Below are 17,346 nucleotides of genomic sequence, written 5' to 3'. Positions count from 1 at the left end.
TTCGCTTGGGGTCTGCGAAGATATAGAAACATGCGAAGGTGATGTTTTGTGCAGACCGACGGGTCTGATCGCGCTAGCATCCCCGTTACGCGTGACACGCGAACCCAAAGGGAGGAACCTGGAATGACCCTGTTTCGTATCTGTGCGGCGGCCCTCATGGCCGTGGTCCTGTCGGTCGGTGCCAGCACCGGCGCCTGGGCGGAGGAGAAGATGAAAGTCGTTTACCATGTCTCGGAGTTGGAGAAGGTGGGCTTTGTGCTGGGCAACATGGCCAATCACATCACGGGTGTCGGCGGGCCGGAGAATGTCGAGCTGGTGCTGGTGGCGCATGGTCCTGCGCTGAAGGCGTTCCATGACATCAGCGCCGACCCCAAGATCAGCGACCGCGTGGCGGCGCTGCAGAAGGATGGCGCGCATTTCGAGGCCTGCGGCAACACGATGAAGGCTCAGGCGGTGTCGCTGGACGATCTGCTGGAGGGCTTTGCCCAGCGGGATGAGGGTGGCGTGGTGCGCATCGCGCAGTTGCAGTCCGAGGGCTATATCTACATCCGCCCGTGATGCGGTGGGGGGCAGGGGGCGCGCCCCCTGCTTGCCATTCGGGGGGCGGGGGTTATTGTCTGCCCGACGCACGTAATTTGCAGGACATGACAGATGAAGATGAACCCGCTGGGCCGCTCCGGCCTGATGGTGTCCGAGCTTTGCCTCGGGACGATGACCTTTGGCAACCAGACCGCGCCGGAGGTGGCCTTTGCCCAGATCGAACGGGCGCATGACGCCGGGATCAACTTCATCGACACCGCCGAGATGTACCCGGTCAACCCGGTCAAGGCCGAGACCATCGGCAACACCGAGAAGATTATAGGCGACTGGTTCGAGAAGACCGGGCGGCGCAAGGACTGGGTGCTCGCGACGAAGCATTCCGGCGAGGGGTCGTTTGCACGGGATGGTGCGCCGATCTCGTCGAAGACGATCCGAGAGACGCTGGAAGCCTCGCTGAAGCGGTTGAAGACGGATTACGTCGACCTGTATCAATTCCACTGGCCGAACCGGGGCAGCTACATGTTCCGGCAGAACTGGACCTATGATCCGTCGCAGTCCGGTTGGACGCGGGCGCAGGTGATCGCGGACATGGAGGATTGCCTTGGCGCGCTTCAGGCCGAGGTGGAGCGCGGCACGATCCGCGCCTTTGGCCTGTCGAACGAAAGCGCCTGGGGTACGCAGATGTGGCTGGACGCTGCCGAGCGCGTGGGCGGGCCGCGGGTGGCCTCGATCCAGAATGAATACTCGCTGTTGTGCCGGATGGCGGATACGGACCTGGCAGAGTTGATGGTCTACGAGGATGTCGGCCTCTTGCCATTCTCGCCGCTTGGGGCGGGGTTCCTGACGGGCAAGTACCAGGGCGGGGCGGTGCCGGAGGCGTCGCGCATGACGCTGAACGAGGGCATGGGCGGGCGCAAGACCGAGCGGGTCTTTGCGGCGGTGGATGCCTATCTTGCGGTGGCGGCCGAGTTCGGTGTCGACCCGGTGCAGATGGCGCTGGCGTGGTCGGCGCAGCGGCCTTTCGTGGCGTCCTCGATCTTTGGCGCGACCACGGTGGCGCAGTTGGAGCACCTGCTGCCGGCGTCGGAGATGGTGCTGTCGGAGGAGTTGCTGAAGGCGCTGGACGTCGCGCACAAGGCGCATCCGATGCCCTATTGACGGGCTGGTGCGGGGGCCGTCGGGGCTCCCGCCCACCCAACCCCGCCCCGCCGGCCCCCGCGCCTTGCGCCGCACCGTCTGCCGTGCCGGACCGGGTGTGTAAGGGGGGGGGCTCTGCCCCCGGCTCCTTTGGAGCCTCCCCCGAGGGTATTTGGAAAACCAAAGAAACAGGGGGCGCGTTTTGGGACCGGTTTCGCGTCAGCGCGGCGTGACGCGGACCATGGTGCCGGTGAGGCGGGCGATGTGGTGTTCGTTGCCGTTGCGCAGGGCGAAGACGTCGCATTGGGTGACCAGCATGCGCCGACCGGGGCGCAGGACCGTGCCTCGGGCGATCAGGCGCTCGCCCAGTCCGGGCGAGAGGTAGTGGATGGTCATGTCGGAGGTCACCACATCATCGGGCGGCTCGATCAGCGTCAGCGCGGCGTAGCCCGCGGCGCTGTCCGCGATGGAGAAGGCGACTCCGCCATGGGAAAACCCCTGTTGCTGGGTCAGCTTCGGGCCGAGAGGGACAGAGATGGTGATCTCTCCCGGGGTGACGTGATCGAGGCTGGCGCCGAGCGTTTGCAGGAAACCCTGGGCGATGAAGCTGTCGTGAATGCGGGTGTGTAGATCCATGTCTGCACAGTGCGTGTGGCGGCGGCGCTGTCAAGCGCCCGCTCAGGCGCGGCGGGGCATGGGGATTGCCATGGGGCGTGGCCCTGTGAGGATGGCGCGGGCATCGCTGGCCATCAGGGTGGCGAGGGGCGCGCGGTCGCAGGCGAGGCCGCCGGTGTAGGTGCCGTAGGCCGGCAGGATCAGGCGATCGGAATCGTACAGGAAGCAGGGGCGCGACAGGGTGGCACCCTTGGCGCGCAGCCGTGCCTTCGGGTGGTAATGGCCCGAGATTTCGGCGGTTTGCCCGCTGGCGATGTGCCGGAAGGTCAGCGGTCCCAGCGTCATCTCTGCCCTGTGTTCGCCGCCCAGCGACACCGGGCCCGGATCGTGGTTGCCCTCGATCCAGGTCCAGCGCAGTCCGGCCTGAAGGCGGGTCAGCCAGAGCAGGTCGTCCTCGGGGAGGCAGCGGTCGAGGCCGGGAAAGTCGAAGCTGTCGCCGAGGCAGATGACGTGTTTCGCCTGCGTGAAGGCGAGGTCGGCGTCGAGCCGTTCCAGCGTGGCGCGGACTTCGTAGGGGGGGAGCTGTGCACCGCCCTGTGCCGAGAGCCGCGCGGATTTGCCCAGGTGCAGGTCCGAGACCACCAGAAGCTGCGAATCAGCCCAGAACAGCCCGCCCGAGGGCAGGGCGCGAAGTGCGGCGCCGCAAAAGGTAAAAGAATGGGTGTTCATGCTTTGTCTTGTGGCAGGCGCGGCGGAATTGGGCAAGTGGCGTCGGGTTTGAATTAAATCTTCCTTGTATTCCAATGGGTAAGTCAGGGCGCGTGACATACTTTTCCTGTCAGGCGCACGGGTGGGCGCAAGGGTGTGTTTACGCTTTTTGGTTAGTTTCAAAGCCACCAATTCACCCGGACGGTTGTGCGGGTCTCAATATCAGGCTGATCCAGTGATCAAGACGCACAAATGATGACGCTCGACTCGGTCGAGCTGGCTTTTGGGGTGACGCCCATTGCCATGCTGCTGGCGGACTCTGCGGGGACCATCCGGCTGACGAATACCGAGTTCGACCACCTGTTCGGATACGGCAATGGCGCGCTGAGCGGACAACCGATCGAGGTCCTGCTGCCCGAAGGGTTCCGTGCCGAACACGTGTCGCTGCGCGCGGCCTATGCCGTGCTTCCGGCCAAGCGGCGCATGGGCGCAGGGCGCAACGTGGCGGGTATCACCGCGTCGGGGGAGGTCCTGCCGCTGGAACTGGCGCTGGAACCGGTCACGGTGAACGGCGCGCCGATGACCATCGTCACGGCGCTGGACGCCCGCGCCGGGATGCAGAACCGCGAGCGTATACGGGCGATCATGGATGCGGCTTCGTGCACCATGCTGGTGGTGGACGACGAGGGGCGGATCGAGTTCGTCAATCGCGCCGTGACCGACCTGCTGGGCTACACGACACAGGAGCTGATGGGCCAACCGGTCGAGATGCTGATCGCCCCGGACCTGCGGCGCGCGCACCAGGTCTATCGCCGCAGCTACGCCAGCCTCGGGGACAGTCGTGCCATGGCGCGTGGCCGCACCATCACGGCTCAGCACCGCGACGGGCACGCGGTGGCGGTTGAGGTGGCCTTGAACCGCCTGGATCTGGATGGCGCGCCACGGGTCGTGGCCACCCTCGTGGACCTCTCTGAGCGCATCGAGGCAGAGCAGGCCATGGCTGCCCGCGCGCTGGAACTGGAACGGCTGAACGCCGACCTGTCCCATTTCAACCGCGGGGTCAGTCATGACCTGAAAGCGCCCTTGTCGTCCATCGCCGGGCTCGTGTCCCTGTGCATCGAGGATCTCGATGCCGGGGACATGGACGAGGTGCGCGACAACCTCCTGCGCACGCAGGAGATTGCCGAGCGCAGCGTGGTGGACATCGAGGACCTTCTGCGCATGAGCCTCGCGCCCGAGCGGGAGATCGTCTGGGAAGAAACGGATGTCGCGGCCATGGTGGATCAGCTTTGGGCCGACATCGGGACGGGTGTGCCAGGGGCCACGATCACCATCGCCCTTGCTGGCATCGGGCGCTTCGTGACCGAGCCGCCGGCGCTGCGTGGGATCTTGCGCAACCTGTTGTCCAACGCGGTCAAGTACCGCGATCATGGCAAGGCAGGGCTGGCGGTTCAGGTGTCAGGCGCGCTCGACGGTGGGGGGCTTCGACTGGAGGTTTCGGACAACGGCATCGGCATCCCGGCGGACTTCCTGCCGGATGTCTTTGGCCTGTTCAAGCAACTTGGCGACCGGGGTGGTTCGGGGATCGGCCTGAACCTCGTCAAACGGAATATCGAGCGATTGAGCGGTGAAATAACGGTTTTCAGCACACTGGGCGAAGGGACGCGGTTCGTCGTCAGCCTGCCCGGGCATCAGGAGCAACAGGAATGATACAGGCCTATATCGTGGATGACCGCGAGGTCGACCGCTACACGGCGCGGCGGCGTCTGGCCAAGACCGGGCGGTTCACTGCCGTGCACGAAGCCGAGGACGGGCGGATCTTCCTCGACAAGCTGTTCGACGCCGAACCGAAACTGGACGAGCCCGGGCCGCTGGTGTTGATGGATATCTCCATGCCCTTCATGGACGGCTTCGAGACGGTCGAGGCCTTGCGCGCAAGGATGATCGAAAGCGGCTGGCCAGAGAACGTGGTGGTGGTGATCGTCTCTTCCTCCGGCGCGCCAAAGGACAAGCAGCGCGCGGCAGAGACGCCATTGGTCCGGGGCTATTTCGAGAAACCGATCAAGGTCGACGACGTCGAGGTCATGCTGTCCCTGATGGGCGCGGCATGAGGGCGCTCATCCCGGCAGCGTCACCACGATGGCACGTCCGCGCGTGGCGATGACGGTGTGTTCGAATTGAACAGCGGGGGCGGGCGGGGTGCCGGTCAGGGTCCAGCCGTCCGTCCCGGTTTCGGCCCAGAGCGCGCCGGTGGACAGGAAGGGTTCGACCGTCAGCACCAGCCCGTCATGGATGCGGCGGCGATCGCGGTTGGGCCATGTGGCGATCTCTGTCGGGTCCTCGTGCAGTGACCGCCCGACGCCGTGGCTGGCGAGGTTCTCGATCAGGGTGTAGCCGCGCTGACGGGCGAACCGGCCAATGGCGTTGCCGATACCTGACAACGGCTTGCCCGCGCCGACCTGCGCGATGCCGATCTGCATGGCGCGCGCGCCGTCGCGGCACAGACGGTCGAGCAGGGCTTGCTGCGGGGCGACGGTGAAACTCGCCCCGGTATCGGCGAAATAGCCATCTTTCGAGGCCGAGACGTCGATGTTCACAAGGTCCCCCGGCGCGATCACGCGCGGGCCGGGGATGCCATGGGCGACCTCTTCGTTGACGCTGATGCAGGTGGCGCCGGGGAAATCATAGACCGACCGGGGCGCGGACTCCGCGCCGTGGCGCTCCAGGTACGCGGCCCCGATGGCGTCCAGTTCGGCGGTGGTCATGCCCGGCGCGCAGGCCTGCCGCATGACTTGCAGGGTATTGGCGACGATGCGCCCGATGACTTTCAGCCCCGCAAGGTCCGTGTCGTTGTCGATGGTCATGTGGGCTCCAGCGTGACTTGGGCGAGGCCGCTTTCGTTCAGCAGCCGGGTGACTTCTTCTTCGAGCAGGCGTTCCTCGGCGGAACCGTTCACCGGAACGCGCCCCGGTTCAAGGAAAAGCGGCGCGGCCAGAGGCGTGACCCGGTCGAGGCGTATCAGGTCAATGCGGTCGCCGACCCGTTCGCACATCTCGCGGATGCGCGAGAAATCGACAAGGCCGCGCATGGCTTCTTCGCGGGTGATCTGCATCAGCAGGTGGTCGGGGTCGTACCGCAACAGCGTGTCATACAGGATGTCCGAGGACATGGTCGCCTGCCGCCCGGTCTTGCGCTGGCCACCGACCTGGCGCTCGATCAGGCCTGCGATGGTGGCGGAGGCGCGAAAGGTGCGTTTCATCACCGCGTTGCCCGCCAGCCAGCCGTCCAGCCCGTGCTCCAGCGCGGCAATGTCGAACAGCGGGCGCGGATCGGTGACGGCATCCAGCCCCCAGATCAGCGTGGCGTAGTCGGTTGCCACAAAGCCCATGGGGGCCAGCCCGGTCTCCTCCATGCGTTTGGTCAGCAAAAGGCCCAGCGTTTGCATGGCGTTGCGCCCGGCGAACCCGTAGACGACCAGCTGTTCGCGCCCGTCATGCGGAAAGCTCTCGACCAGCAGGCGGCCCGGCTGCGGCAGGCGCGAACGGTCGCGTTGCAGGCGCAGCCAGTCGGCGGTGTGGCCGGGCAGCTGCGGCCAGTCGTCTTGCTGGAACAGCCGCAGGATACGTTCGGACAGCTGGGTGGAGGTGGCGAACTTGGTGCCCATGAAGGTGGCGATCTTGGGCTTTTTATGCGCGTCCCGCGTGACCTCGACGGTCAGTTCGCGCAGTCCCTCGTAGCGCACGATCTGCCCGCCGATGAGGAAGGTGTCGCCCTTTGACAGGGAGGCGGCAAAGCCCTCCTCGATCTCGCCCAGCGGCGCGCCACCGCGCCCCTTCCAGCGGACCTTGAGCGTGTCGGTGTCCTGGATTGTCCCGACGTTCTGGCGAATGCGCACGGCGGACCGGGGGTCGCGCAACTGCCACAGCCCGTCGGGGCGCTGCATCAGGCGTTTCCACTGGTCATAGGCCCGAAGCGCATAGCCCCCGGTGGCGCAGAAATCGAGGCAGGCGTCGAACTGCGCGCGCGTCAGACCGCGATAGGGCCCGGCAGAGGACATTTCATCATACAGCGCATCGGCCTCGAACGGCCCCGAGGCCGCGGCAATCAGGATATGCTGGCACAGCACATCGCGCGGCCCCGGCCCGCGCGGCTCGCCGTCGAGATCGTGCGCCTTCACCGCCTCCAGGGCCGCGACGCATTCGACGACCTCAAAGCGGTTGGCGGGCACCAGCAGCGCCTTCGACGGCGCATTGTAGCGGTGGTTGGCGCGGCCGATGCGCTGCACCAGCCGCTTCACGTTCTTCGGCGCGCCGATCTGGATCACCAGGTCCACGTCGCCCCAGTCGATCCCCAGGTCCAGCGAGCCGGTACAGACGATGGCGCGCAACTGGCCCGCGACCATGGCCGCCTCGACCTTCTCGCGCTGGGCGCGGTCGAGCGAGCCGTGGTGGATCCCGATGGGCAGCGCCTCCTCGTTCGCCAGCCACAGGTTGTGAAAGAAGATCTCGGCCTGCGCGCGGGTGTTGTGAAAGATGAGCGTGGTCCTGTGCCGCTTGACCTGCTCCAAAACGGCGGGGATGGCGTAGGCCGCGCCGCCGCCGGACCAGGGCGGCGCGCTGTCGGTCTCCAGCATTCGGATGTCGGGATCGGGGCCGGGATCGGCGTGCAGGATCTCGGTCGGTGTGTCGCCAAAGGACATGAGGCGCGCGATGGCCTGCGGGTCCTCGACCGTGGCGGACAGGCCGACGCGGCGCAGGTCCGGCGCGAGGGTCTGAAGCCGCGCAAGGGCGAGCATCAACTGGTCGCCGCGCTTCGATTCCGCCAGCGCGTGGATCTCGTCGATGATGACCCGCTCGATCCCGGCAAAGGTGCGCGCGGCATCCTCGTAGGAGGTCAGCAGCGCCAGGGATTCCGGCGTCGTCAGCAGGATGTTCGGCGGATCGGCGCGCTGACGCTTCTTGCGCGAAGAGGGTGTATCGCCGGTGCGGTCCTCGACCCGGATCGCCAGGCCCGCCTGTTCGATGGGGATCAACAGGTTGCGGCGAATGTCAGCGGCCAGCGCCTTGAGCGGCGAGATATAGAGGGTGTGCAGCCCCTCGCGCGGCGCCTCGGTCAGCTCGGCCAGCGTCGGCAGGAACCCCGCGAGCGTCTTGCCGCCCCCGGTGGGCGCGATCAGCATCAGCGACGGCGCGCCCGCCCGCTCCAGCATGGCGCGCTGATGCGGATGCACCTGCCAGCCACGGGCAGAAAACCAGTCCAGAAGGGGGGCAGGCAGAGACGTCATGATGCAGAGATAGGGCTGAGGCAGGCAAAGCGACAGGGATTTCTTCTTGGCAAAAATACCTCCCGCCGGAGGCATCCGACCGTCCGACCGGGCGCGCCGCTGCGCACGAAGGGCCTTTCCTTCGGCCCCGCGATACGCTCAGGTAACGCCATGCTGAACGGTCTGAAAATCCTCGAATTCGAAGCGCTGGGCCCCGCGCCCTTCGCCGCCATGCACCTTGCCGACCTTGGCGCCGAGGTGACGGTGATCCATCGCGCCGCGCCGGACAATCCGGCGAAACAGGGCGAGAACCTGCTGGACCGGGGCAAACGCTCCATCGTGCTGGATTTGAAGGATTCAGGGGATCTGGAGGTCGCCAAGGCGCTGATCGCCCGGTCGGATGCCCTGTTGGAGGGGTTCCGGCCCGGGGTGATGGAGCGGCTGGGACTGGGGCCGGAGGCGGCGCACGCGCTGAACCCCGCGCTGGTCTATGGCCGCATGACGGGTTGGGGGCAGACCGGGCCTCGTGCGCATCAGGCCGGGCACGATCTGAACTACCTCGGGCTGAGCGGGGCGCTGTTCTACGGCGGTCTGCCGGGAGCGGCGCCCGGTGTGCCGCCGACCCTGCTGGGCGACATCGGGGGAGGGGCGCTTTACCTGACCATCGGGGTGTTGAGCGGTGTGCTGCGGGCGCGCCAGACCGGCAAGGGCTGCGTGGTGGACGCGGCCATCGTCGACGGAGCGAGCCACATGATGAGCCTGCTTCTGTCCATGGGGCCGCAGTTCTCGCGCATGGCGCGGGGCCAGTCGCTGCTGGACGGGCCGCATTGGTCGCGGTGTTACGAATGTGCCTGCGGCGGGTCCGTGGCGGTGCAATGCCTAGAACCGAAGTTCTACGCGGTCTTTCTGGAGCGGATGGGTCTGGCGGAAGACCCTCTGTTCGCGCAGCAATACGACCCGGCGCAATGGCCCGCCCAGACCGCCGCGCTGGCCCGATTTTTCGCGGAAAAATCGCGCGCCCGGTGGGAAGCGCTGTTCGCGGGATCGGACGCTTGCGTGGCGCCGGTCCTGAGCCCGGCGGAGGCCATGACCGACGCGCATATGACGGCGCGCGGGACATGGGGCGCGGGCGCACCGGTGGCCGCGCCCCGGTTCGATGGCGTGGTGACGGAGCCGGGGCCGATCCCCCGGCGCAATGCGGATGGGCCGGAGATCCGCGCCGAATTGCAACGAGAGGGGCTGTTGTGACGAGCGAGGCAGAGATGTTCGGGGATTTGCTGCGGGCGCGCATGTCGTGCCGTGGGTTTACCGACCAGGCAGTCGAGCGGGCCGTGATCGAAGGCGCGTTGCAGGATGCGCAGCATGTGCCATCCTGGTGCAACTCGCAGCCCTGGGAGGTGCACGCCTGCGGGCAGGAGGCGACGCGGGCGCTGGCTTTGGCTTTGTACGAGCATACGAAGACCGCGCCGCACGCCTCGGACATCGCGTTTCCGAAGGCATGGGAAGGGCCGCAGCAGGCGCGGCGACGGACCTGTGGCCGGCAGTTGTACGAGGCTGTCGGGGTGCAGAAGGGCGACCGCGAAGGGTCGGCCCGGCAGATGCGCGAGAATTTCCGGCTGTTCGGGGCGCAGGCGTTTTTGCTGGTAACGACGCCCAAGGTGCTGGGGGCCTATGGTGTGCTGGATTGCGGCGCCTACGTGACGGCCGTGTTGCTGGGGCTCGAGGCGCGCGGGCTGGGGGCGGTGGCCATGGCATCGGTCGCCGGGTTCGCGCCCTTCATGCGGGATTGGTTCGACGTGGCCGAGGACAGGGACGTGCTGTGTGGCATTGCCATCGGGCACAAGGACATGGCGCATCCCGCGAACGGGTTCCGTACGGAGCGGGCGGCCTTGGAGGAGGTCGTGCGCTGGCGCTGAAAAGGGCGGGCGGTGAAGGGGGCTCTGCCCCCGTCGCCTGCGGCGACTCCCCCGAGGGTATTTGGGAAACCAAAGAAGCAGCGGGCGGTGGCGGTTTCCGTCCGTCCGAGGCCGGGACCGCGCGCCTGTAACGCCCGGTCGGCTGTGATGTGTGCCGCTGCCCTGAGTTATTGCGCCGCGATGCAGGACTTCGGTTGTTCGGGCGCCGCCTGGGGCAGGCCGCCCAGCGCGGCGGAGATCTTTCCGTCAGCGGTCTCCGCGTAGGAGCTTACCCAGGAATACTGCGGCTCCCAGCCGGTTTGGCCATGTTTGGCCCCTGCCTTGCGGGTCCACAGCACAAAGCCGTGGTCGACCACCGTGTTCACCCTGCCCGTCACGTCATGTGCCCCGTTGGCGCCGAGGGGGAAATCATCCTCCTCGCAGTATTCTATGTGGCCGGGTCCCGGATTGCTGTCGCGCAGGTTCACGCCGCCGTGGCCGACGATGGTGGCTTGCGGAAAGATCCACTTGCCATCCTTCGGGAAGCTCACGTCCTGATACAGGTGCTGGTGGCCGAGCAGGAACATCGATGGCGAACAGTTGGGGGCCTCTCCGGACAAGCAGAAACGCTGTCCGTCCGCCTTGTCGATCCCGGCGGCGGCAAGCAGCGCTTGGCGCAGGAGAGGGTCGCCGAAGGGCTGCTGTTTCCAGGTGATCCGCTGCAAGGCGGGAGAATGCCAGACCCACCAGCTGGACTTTGGCCCGGCGGCGCTGATGTTGATGGCGGTTTTGAAATGGGCTTCGGCCTGGGCAGTCTTGACGCCCACCGCCCCTTCGTAATCGTTGGCGTCGATGATGACAAAGCGGTGGGCGTCCTCGGGCGTACCGCCGGCGGGCATCACGTCGAAGTACCACGGGGCGCGGTAGATCGCGGTCTCGCCCGGAGGCGCGGTGGTGCCCAGATCGTCGCAGTCGATGTCATCGCTTTGCCCGAAGAACTGGAAGTACCCCGCACCAAAGGCCAGCGAGGCATAGCTACAGCCCTCGTGGTTGCCGCGCGCCATGGCCCAGGGCGCGGCGAGCAGCAGCGGTTGCGCGACCGGAAAGAAGTCCTTCTGCCAGAGCGCCCAGCTGTCCTGCCGCAGCGCGTTTTCGTGGAAGTAGCGGAAGTCGCCCACGTGGATCACCAGGTCCGGTGCCTGCTCTGCGCCGACGCTGGCGATTTGGGGCAGGGGCCAGCCGTCTTTGCCGCGCCAGTGGCCGCAGTTCTGGTGCCTGCCGCCGCGACAGCCGGTGTCGCCCAAGGTCAGGAGCTTGAACGTCGCATCGCGCCCGATCCACGCGGCCCCGGCAACGACCACGGCCACGCCATTCGACGGCCCCGGTTGCCAGGGGCCGTCCTCGACCTTGTCATTGTCGAGGTTCATCTGCGAGGTCAGCACCACCGCCACGCCCGTGGTGTCATACAGCTGGACCTGCGCTTCGGGTGCCTCGGCCCGGCAGACGAAGATGTCTTTAAAAGTCTGCTTGCGCGCCACGGGCGTGCGCCCCTTGGACATGACGTCGCTGGCATCCAGCCCCGGTTCGGCGACGAGGAACGCGCCGCAGGCCGTGTCCCGGTCGGGTGTCGACGCGGCTTTCGCGTCGATGACAAAACGCATTTCGACCTTGGCGGGGGCGCTGGCGGCGGCCACGGTTTCACCGATCACCTGGCTCCACGCGGCGTAGACCGGGGCGCTCTCCGCCCCTGCGCTGCCTGCGCAGAACAACGCCGCGAGAAATGAAACAGACCTGACTTTGAACGATTGGCGCCACTGGCCCATGAAACGTCCCCCTGAAAATCGAATGCTGAATGCATCCATGGGGAGAGTTGCGGCCCGCTCTGTCAATCAAAATGTCGGAAAGGCCCGCTCAATAGGTCGGGTGGAACCGTCCGGCGGGCGAGAGGGTGAAGATCTCGCAGCCATCCGCCGTCACGCCGATGGAATGCTCGAACTGTGCCGAAAGCGACTTGTCCCGCGTCACGGCGGTCCAGTCGTCGGCCAGCACCTTGGTTTCCGGGCGGCCGAGGTTCACCATGGGCTCGATGGTGAAGAACATGCCTTCCTCCAGCACCGGGCCGGTGCCTGCGCGGCCATAGTGCAGCACGTTCGGCGGGGCGTGGAACACGCGGCCCAGACCGTGCCCGCAGAAGTCGCGCACCACCGACATGCGGTGGCCTTCGACGTAGCTTTGGATCGCGTGGCCGATGTCGCCAAAGGTGTTGCCGGGCTTCACGGCGTCGATCCCGCGCATCAGGCTGTCATGGGTCACCTGGATCAGGCGTTCGGCCTTTCGCGGCAGTTTCCCGGCCACGTACATCCGCGATGAATCCCCGAACCAGCCGTCGAGGATCACCGTCACGTCGATGTTCAGGATGTCGCCGTCCTTCAGGACCTTGTCGCCGGGGATGCCGTGACAGACCACGTGGTTCACCGAGATGCAGGAGGCGTGCTGATAGCCCTTGTAGCCGATGGTGGCCGAAATGGTTCCCAGTTCCACGACGCGGTTGCGGATGAAGTCATCCAGCTCGGCCGTGGTCTTGCCCACGTCCACCAGGTCCGCCACCTCGTCGAGGATCTGCGCGGCGATCTTGCCCGCTGCATGCATTCCGGCAAAGTCCGCGTCCTCGTGGATGCGGATTCCTTCACGGGTGATGCGGCCTGCGTGCTCCTGGTTCAACGGTGATCTCCTGCTCCGATACAGTGCTTTGGCCTGATTTAGGAGGTTTCGCCACGAGATACCAGACCGCGCTTGGCAAGCGGAGGAGGGCGCGTCTACGCTGGCGGCAGTGTTCCTGACAGGATGTCGCCCGATGAAACGTCTTTGCATGATCCTTGTCCTGTTGCCTGCGCCGGGTCTGGCCGACGATTGCCGCGACCATGTCGCGGCGCTGTTCGACGGCGGCGCGCTCGACCCCTTTGCCACGCCGCCCCATGCGTTGGAGACCACGACTTACGGGCCGGATGGTGTGGTCAGATACGTCTATCACGGGCGGATCGAAACCCCGGTCAGGATGGTTGGCGGCATCGACGGGGGCACCATGGCGCTGATCGTGGGCAATGACAGCTGGATGGGGCCGTCGCTGGACGGGCCATGGACCGCCGCGCCGAACATGGTGCCCGCCGACCACGAGGGTTTCGTCCGCACCCAGACGGCGCAGAAGGTGGCGAACCTTGACCGGGTGGACTGCGCCGGAGTGGTGGACCTCGACGGCGTGCCGCACGAGAAGCTGGAGTTCTTCACAAAGACCGATCCTAACGAGGCCGTGGGCGGCGCGTGGTTCGGCGGCATGAACACGGTCTATATCGACCCCGAGACGGGGCAGGTCGCCCGCTGGGACACATATGACAGCGTCGCGCACTATCAGGCGGACCCCTCGCCCGACCGGCAGGTCAGCCTGCGCCGTTACGATGCGGAAATCTCCGTGAACGCGCCGGATTGACGGCAAAGGCGGCTTTCCCTTCCCGGCGTGGCGCGCTACGCCACCGCCAAACAGAAGGAGCGCCGCATGTCCTACGTCACCCTCGTCCGCCACGGTCAGGCCAACTCTGCCGCCCGCGACGAGCACGGCTATGACAAGCTGAGCGAGCTGGGCTGGCAGCAGGCGCGCTGGCTGGGCGACTGGTTCCGCCAGACCGGTGACGTCTTTGCCCGCGTCTACACCGGCACCCTGCGCCGCCACGTCGAAACCGCCGAGGCCATCGCCGCCGAGAACGTCGAAGGACCGATCCGCGACGAACGCCTGAACGAGATGGCCTATTTCACCATGGCCCAGCTGACCGAGGAGCAGCACGGTCTGCCGATCCCCGAGGGGCGCGAGGCATTCGTGCGCCACCTGCCGCAGATGTTCGCGCTCTGGCGCGACGGGCAGATCGAGGGCGCGCCCGAAAGCTTTGCCGATTTCGAAACCCGCGTCGGCGAGGCCCTGCACGAGATCGCGGCGGGCGAGGGGCGCGCGCTGGTGGTCACCTCCGGCGGGCTGATCGGCATGGCGATGCGGCTGGTGATGCGCCTCGATCTGGACGCGCTGGCCCATGCCTGTCTGGCGATCGAGAACACCTCGCTGCACCGCATCCAGCCGCTGTCCTCGGGCCTGCTGCTGACCCAGTTCAACGCGCTGCCGCATCTGGACAGCCCGGAGCGCCAGTTCGCCCGCTCGCATCTTTGAGCCCGTTTGGCATCCCGATGTCGGAAACCGGGTTGCACCTCGCCGCGCCCGGGGGTTTCCTGCGCCCACGGATTTGATCAAACGATCCATGGGAACGACGGAGGCCACGCGGTGACAGAACAGGCGACCCATCTCTGGATACGCGCCGAACAGCGCGCCAACGAGGAACGCGTGGGCATCACGCCCGAGGGGGTGAAGTCCCTGCTGGACAAGGGGCTCCGCGTGACCATCGAGGACAGCGCGACGCGCGTCCTGCCGACCGGGGCCTATGCCGAGGCCGGGGCCGAGATCGCGCCCGAAGGGTCCTGGCCCGATGCGCCGCGCGATGCGCTGATCTTTGGCCTGAAGGAACTGCCAGAGGGCGATGCCCCCCTGCATCACCGCCACATCATGTTCGGCCATGCCTTCAAGGGGCAGTCGGGGGCAGGGGCCTTCCTGTCGCGGTTCACGCGCGGGGGCGGCGCGCTTTATGACCTCGAATACCTCGTGGACAAGGACAACCGCCGCGTCGCGGCCTTTGGCTACTGGGCGGGCTACGCCGGGGCGGCGGTGTCGCTTTTGGCCTATGCCGCGCAAGACCGGGGCGAGACCTGCCCGCCGGTCTCGACTTGGAAAAACGCCGAGGCCATGCGCGCCGAGGTCGCCACCGCCCTGAACGGCGCCACGCCCCGCGCCCTCGTCATCGGCGCGCTGGGCCGCGTCGGATCGGGCGCGCGCGCGCTCTGCGAGGAACTGGACCTGAAGGTCACCCAATGGGACATGGCGGAAACCGCCCACGGCGGACCCTTCCCCGAGGTGCTGGCGCATGAGGTCTTCTTCAACTGCATCCTCGCCATGCCCGGCGTGCCGCAGTTCGTGCCCGCCGACGCAGGCAGCCGCGACCGCGCCTTGCGCGTCATCGGTGACATCGCCTGCGATCCCACCAGCGCCTACAACCCGGTCCCGGTCTACGACGCCGCCACCAGCTGGGCCGCGCCCGTCACCCGCGTCCACGACACGCCCCCGCTGGACGTCATGGCCATCGACAATCTGCCCTCTCTCCTGCCGCTCGAAAGCTCGCAGGACTTCGCGGCGCAACTCCTGCCCCATCTCGCCACCCTCGACGCGATGGACGCGGGCGTCTGGGGCCGCGCCCGGGCAACCTTCGACCACCACGCAAAGGAGACTTCCCGATGACGGTCCACTGGTGCGGCACCGGCCTTTCCACCATCCCCGGCCTGCGCCGCCTGATCGAAAGCGGCACGCCCGTCACCGTCTGGAACCGCACGGTCGCCAAGGCGCAAAAGGCGGTCGGAGACCTGACGCAGGACATCCGCCCCTTCGACATGGCCAGCCTCGCCGCGGCGGTGACCAAGGGCGACGTCATCGTCTCCATGCTGCCCGCCGACCACCATGTGCCGCTGGCGGAACTGGCGCTTGAAAAGGGCGCGGACTTCGTCTCCTCCTCCTACATCTCGCCCGAGATGCGCGCGCTGGACGCCCGCGCCAAACAGGCCGACCTGCGGCTGGTGAACGAGGTGGGCCTCGACCCCGGGCTCGATCACCTCATGGCGCATTGGCTGGTGGCCGATTACAAGGCGTCGAAAGCCTTCGACAAGGGCAACGCCCTGTCCTTCCTGTCCTACTGCGGCGGCGTGCCGAAACAGGCCAATGCCTTTCGGTACAAGTTCAGCTGGGCCCCGGTCGGCGTGCTGAAGGCGCTGCGCTCGCCGTCGCGCTCGATCCGCCACTACACCGAACTCGAGGTCGCCCACCCATGGGAGGCGCTGACCCGCTACGATGCGCCCCTGCCGACGCCCGAGAGCTTCGAGGTCTACCCCAACCGCGACTCGCTGCCCTTCATGGCGGACTACGGCTTTGGCCCCGACTGGAAAGTGAAGGACTTCGTGCGCGGCACCCTGCGCCTGAACGGCTGGGCCGAGGCCTGGGCCGACATCTTCAAGGTCGCCCCGCAGGCCTCCGACGACCGGCTGGCAGAGATCGCCGACCGCCTGCTGGCGGAAAACGCCTACGAGGAAGGTGAAGCCGACCGCGTCGTCCTCTGCGTCGACCTGAAGGCCGAACACGAGGGGACGCCGGTCTACCACAAGACCTGGGTGATGGACGCCTGGGGCGACGCGCGCGGCTCGGCCATGGCGCGGCTGGTCTCGACCCCGGTCAGCTGGGCCGTGGAGTCCGTCCTGAACCGCGAAGTCCCCGCCGGCGTCAGCGCCGCGCCCTCGGACCCGAGGCTGGTGAACCGCTGGCTCGATGGCGTGCATACCCTGGCGCAACACCTGCTGGTCGTGGATCACCTGGCATGAAGGTGCTTGCGCTGGCTGCCATTGTTGGACTCGCGCCCATGGTCGTCGCAGCACAGGAGCAGCCGGAGGATTGTGCCAGGGTGTTGGCCACACAGGGCTGGCAGCAGGCACCCTTCGTCGCCGGTCGGATGTACCGGGGCGTCCGGGTGTCCGGGGCCTGGACGGCCTCCCACGGCGTGCTCGATCCGGTCGGCGCCCCGGGGCACCTCGGGGGCGACGGCCCGTTGGTCGAGGACAGCGCCGCTCACGGTGCGCTGATCTTCGACCTGTCGGCGGGTACGACGGCGCAGCAAGGCAGCTGGGCGCTGTTCAAGACCATGCTCGACGAGGCTGGTGCTTTTCGCATGGACGGTGCGCAGGTTCGTTTCCGTATCAACGAGCCGGACGCCGGGCTCGTGGACAACCACGGCGCGCTGGAAGTCTGTGCCACGCCTGCCGACTGACGCGGTCCGATCCACACAGGACATTGCGCTGCCTGAAAGGTGGCTGCGAGGGCTCTGCCCTCGCGCTCCCGAGGGTATTTGGATCAAGATGAAGGGCAGGGGCGGTCCTTCATCTTCATCTTGACGAAAATACCCTCGGGGGTTTCGGGGGCAGAGCCCCCGGCGGCGCGAGGCGCAGCCGAGCGCCGGTGGCCTGATCGCCGCGCAGGGGAAAAGCCGCTGGGCCAACGCC

Annotated in this window: 17 protein-coding genes; 11 read left to right on the top strand and 6 right to left on the bottom strand. The window is 67.1% G+C overall.

All coding sequences use genetic code 11. From position 1 onward, the window contains the following. The first annotated feature begins 123 nt into the window (after nucleotides 1-123). Nucleotides 124-558 (top strand): DsrE family protein, encoded by a 435-nt coding sequence (locus ACP16H_RS21125; protein ID WP_425074217.1) that lies wholly within the window; start codon nucleotides 124-126, stop codon nucleotides 556-558. 93 nt (nucleotides 559-651) lie between these two features. Continuing rightward, nucleotides 652-1,698: an aldo/keto reductase gene (locus ACP16H_RS21120; protein WP_425074216.1), complete on the top strand. Its 1,047-nt coding sequence runs from the start codon at nucleotides 652-654 to the stop codon at nucleotides 1,696-1,698. A gap of 198 nt (nucleotides 1,699-1,896) precedes the next feature. Here the strand turns inward: ACP16H_RS21120 and ACP16H_RS21115 are convergent, their stop codons facing one another. Together ACP16H_RS21115 and pdeM are read right to left on the bottom strand one after the other, a co-directional pair. After that, on the bottom strand, nucleotides 1,897-2,313 hold the full coding sequence (locus ACP16H_RS21115; protein WP_425074215.1) for a PaaI family thioesterase: 417 nt from the start codon (nucleotides 2,311-2,313) through the stop codon (nucleotides 1,897-1,899). A gap of 42 nt (nucleotides 2,314-2,355) precedes the next feature. Next, nucleotides 2,356-3,021 carry a ligase-associated DNA damage response endonuclease PdeM gene (pdeM, locus tag ACP16H_RS21110; protein WP_425074214.1) on the bottom strand — a complete coding sequence of 222 codons (666 nt, stop codon included), beginning with the start codon at nucleotides 3,019-3,021 and terminating at the stop codon, nucleotides 2,356-2,358. A gap of 231 nt (nucleotides 3,022-3,252) precedes the next feature. On the opposite strand from pdeM, the gene ACP16H_RS21105 reads away from it, so the two are divergent. Beyond that, a complete protein-coding gene (locus ACP16H_RS21105; RefSeq protein ID WP_425074213.1) occupies nucleotides 3,253-4,710 on the top strand; it encodes a sensor histidine kinase in 1,458 nt (485 codons plus the stop codon). Then, nucleotides 4,707-5,111, top strand: coding sequence for a response regulator (locus ACP16H_RS21100; RefSeq protein WP_425074212.1), 405 nt, complete (start codon nucleotides 4,707-4,709; stop codon nucleotides 5,109-5,111). Before ACP16H_RS21105 ends, ACP16H_RS21100 begins: the two co-directional genes overlap by 4 nt. 6 nt (nucleotides 5,112-5,117) lie before the next feature. Here the strand turns inward: ACP16H_RS21100 and map (ACP16H_RS21095) are convergent, their stop codons facing one another. Together map (ACP16H_RS21095) and ACP16H_RS21090 are read right to left on the bottom strand one after the other, a co-directional pair. Beyond that, on the bottom strand, nucleotides 5,118-5,864 hold the full coding sequence (gene map / locus ACP16H_RS21095; RefSeq protein WP_425074211.1) for a type I methionyl aminopeptidase: 747 nt from the start codon (nucleotides 5,862-5,864) through the stop codon (nucleotides 5,118-5,120). Beyond that, complete coding sequence (locus tag ACP16H_RS21090) at nucleotides 5,861-8,284, bottom strand: ligase-associated DNA damage response DEXH box helicase (protein WP_425074236.1); 2,424 nt, start codon at nucleotides 8,282-8,284, stop codon at nucleotides 5,861-5,863. Before ACP16H_RS21090 ends, map (ACP16H_RS21095) begins: the two co-directional genes overlap by 4 nt. A gap of 150 nt (nucleotides 8,285-8,434) precedes the next feature. Between ACP16H_RS21090 and ACP16H_RS21085 the strand changes: the two genes are divergently transcribed. Both ACP16H_RS21085 and ACP16H_RS21080 read left to right on the top strand, forming a co-directional pair. After that, nucleotides 8,435-9,511, top strand: a complete 1,077-nt coding sequence (locus ACP16H_RS21085; RefSeq protein WP_425074210.1) for a CaiB/BaiF CoA transferase family protein — start codon at nucleotides 8,435-8,437, stop codon at nucleotides 9,509-9,511. A gap of 14 nt (nucleotides 9,512-9,525) precedes the next feature. Beyond that, nucleotides 9,526-10,179, top strand: a complete 654-nt coding sequence (locus tag ACP16H_RS21080) for a nitroreductase (RefSeq protein ID WP_425074209.1) — start codon at nucleotides 9,526-9,528, stop codon at nucleotides 10,177-10,179. A gap of 167 nt (nucleotides 10,180-10,346) precedes the next feature. Here ACP16H_RS21080 and ACP16H_RS21075 read toward each other — a convergent pair whose 3' ends face one another. After that, nucleotides 10,347-11,981 (bottom strand): metallophosphoesterase, encoded by a 1,635-nt coding sequence (locus ACP16H_RS21075; protein WP_425074208.1) that lies wholly within the window; start codon nucleotides 11,979-11,981, stop codon nucleotides 10,347-10,349. Between the two features lie 88 nt (nucleotides 11,982-12,069). Next, entirely contained in the window at nucleotides 12,070-12,879 is an 810-nt protein-coding gene (gene map / locus ACP16H_RS21070) for a type I methionyl aminopeptidase (RefSeq protein WP_425074207.1), read from the bottom strand. Between the two features lie 133 nt (nucleotides 12,880-13,012). Between map (ACP16H_RS21070) and ACP16H_RS21065 the strand changes: the two genes are divergently transcribed. The 5 genes from ACP16H_RS21065 (at nucleotide 13,013) to ACP16H_RS21045 (ending at nucleotide 17,114) form a co-directional block, all read left to right on the top strand. Continuing rightward, nucleotides 13,013-13,642, top strand: a complete 630-nt coding sequence (locus tag ACP16H_RS21065) for a hypothetical protein (RefSeq protein WP_425074206.1) — start codon at nucleotides 13,013-13,015, stop codon at nucleotides 13,640-13,642. Nucleotides 13,643-13,708: 66 nt separating this feature from the next. Further along, the gene (locus tag ACP16H_RS21060) at nucleotides 13,709-14,368 is read left to right on the top strand and encodes a histidine phosphatase family protein (RefSeq protein ID WP_425074205.1); all 660 of its coding nucleotides are present in this window, start codon (nucleotides 13,709-13,711) and stop codon (nucleotides 14,366-14,368) included. 111 nt (nucleotides 14,369-14,479) lie between these two features. Beyond that, the gene (locus tag ACP16H_RS21055) at nucleotides 14,480-15,544 is read left to right on the top strand and encodes a saccharopine dehydrogenase (protein WP_425074204.1); all 1,065 of its coding nucleotides are present in this window, start codon (nucleotides 14,480-14,482) and stop codon (nucleotides 15,542-15,544) included. Continuing rightward, nucleotides 15,541-16,671, top strand: a complete 1,131-nt coding sequence (locus tag ACP16H_RS21050) for a saccharopine dehydrogenase family protein (RefSeq protein ID WP_425074203.1) — start codon at nucleotides 15,541-15,543, stop codon at nucleotides 16,669-16,671. The genes ACP16H_RS21055 and ACP16H_RS21050 overlap by 4 nt, the downstream gene beginning before the upstream one ends. A 38-nt stretch (nucleotides 16,672-16,709) precedes the next feature. Next, nucleotides 16,710-17,114: a hypothetical protein gene (locus tag ACP16H_RS21045; protein WP_425074202.1), complete on the top strand. Its 405-nt coding sequence runs from the start codon at nucleotides 16,710-16,712 to the stop codon at nucleotides 17,112-17,114. Nucleotides 17,115-17,346: the final 232 nt, after the last annotated feature.

The organism is Sagittula sp. S175, assembly GCF_049800975.1.
In the GTDB taxonomy this organism is placed as follows: domain Bacteria; phylum Pseudomonadota; class Alphaproteobacteria; order Rhodobacterales; family Rhodobacteraceae; genus Sagittula.
Note: the sequence above shows the minus strand (reverse complement) of the source record. Positions and strands in the feature narration are given on the sequence as shown.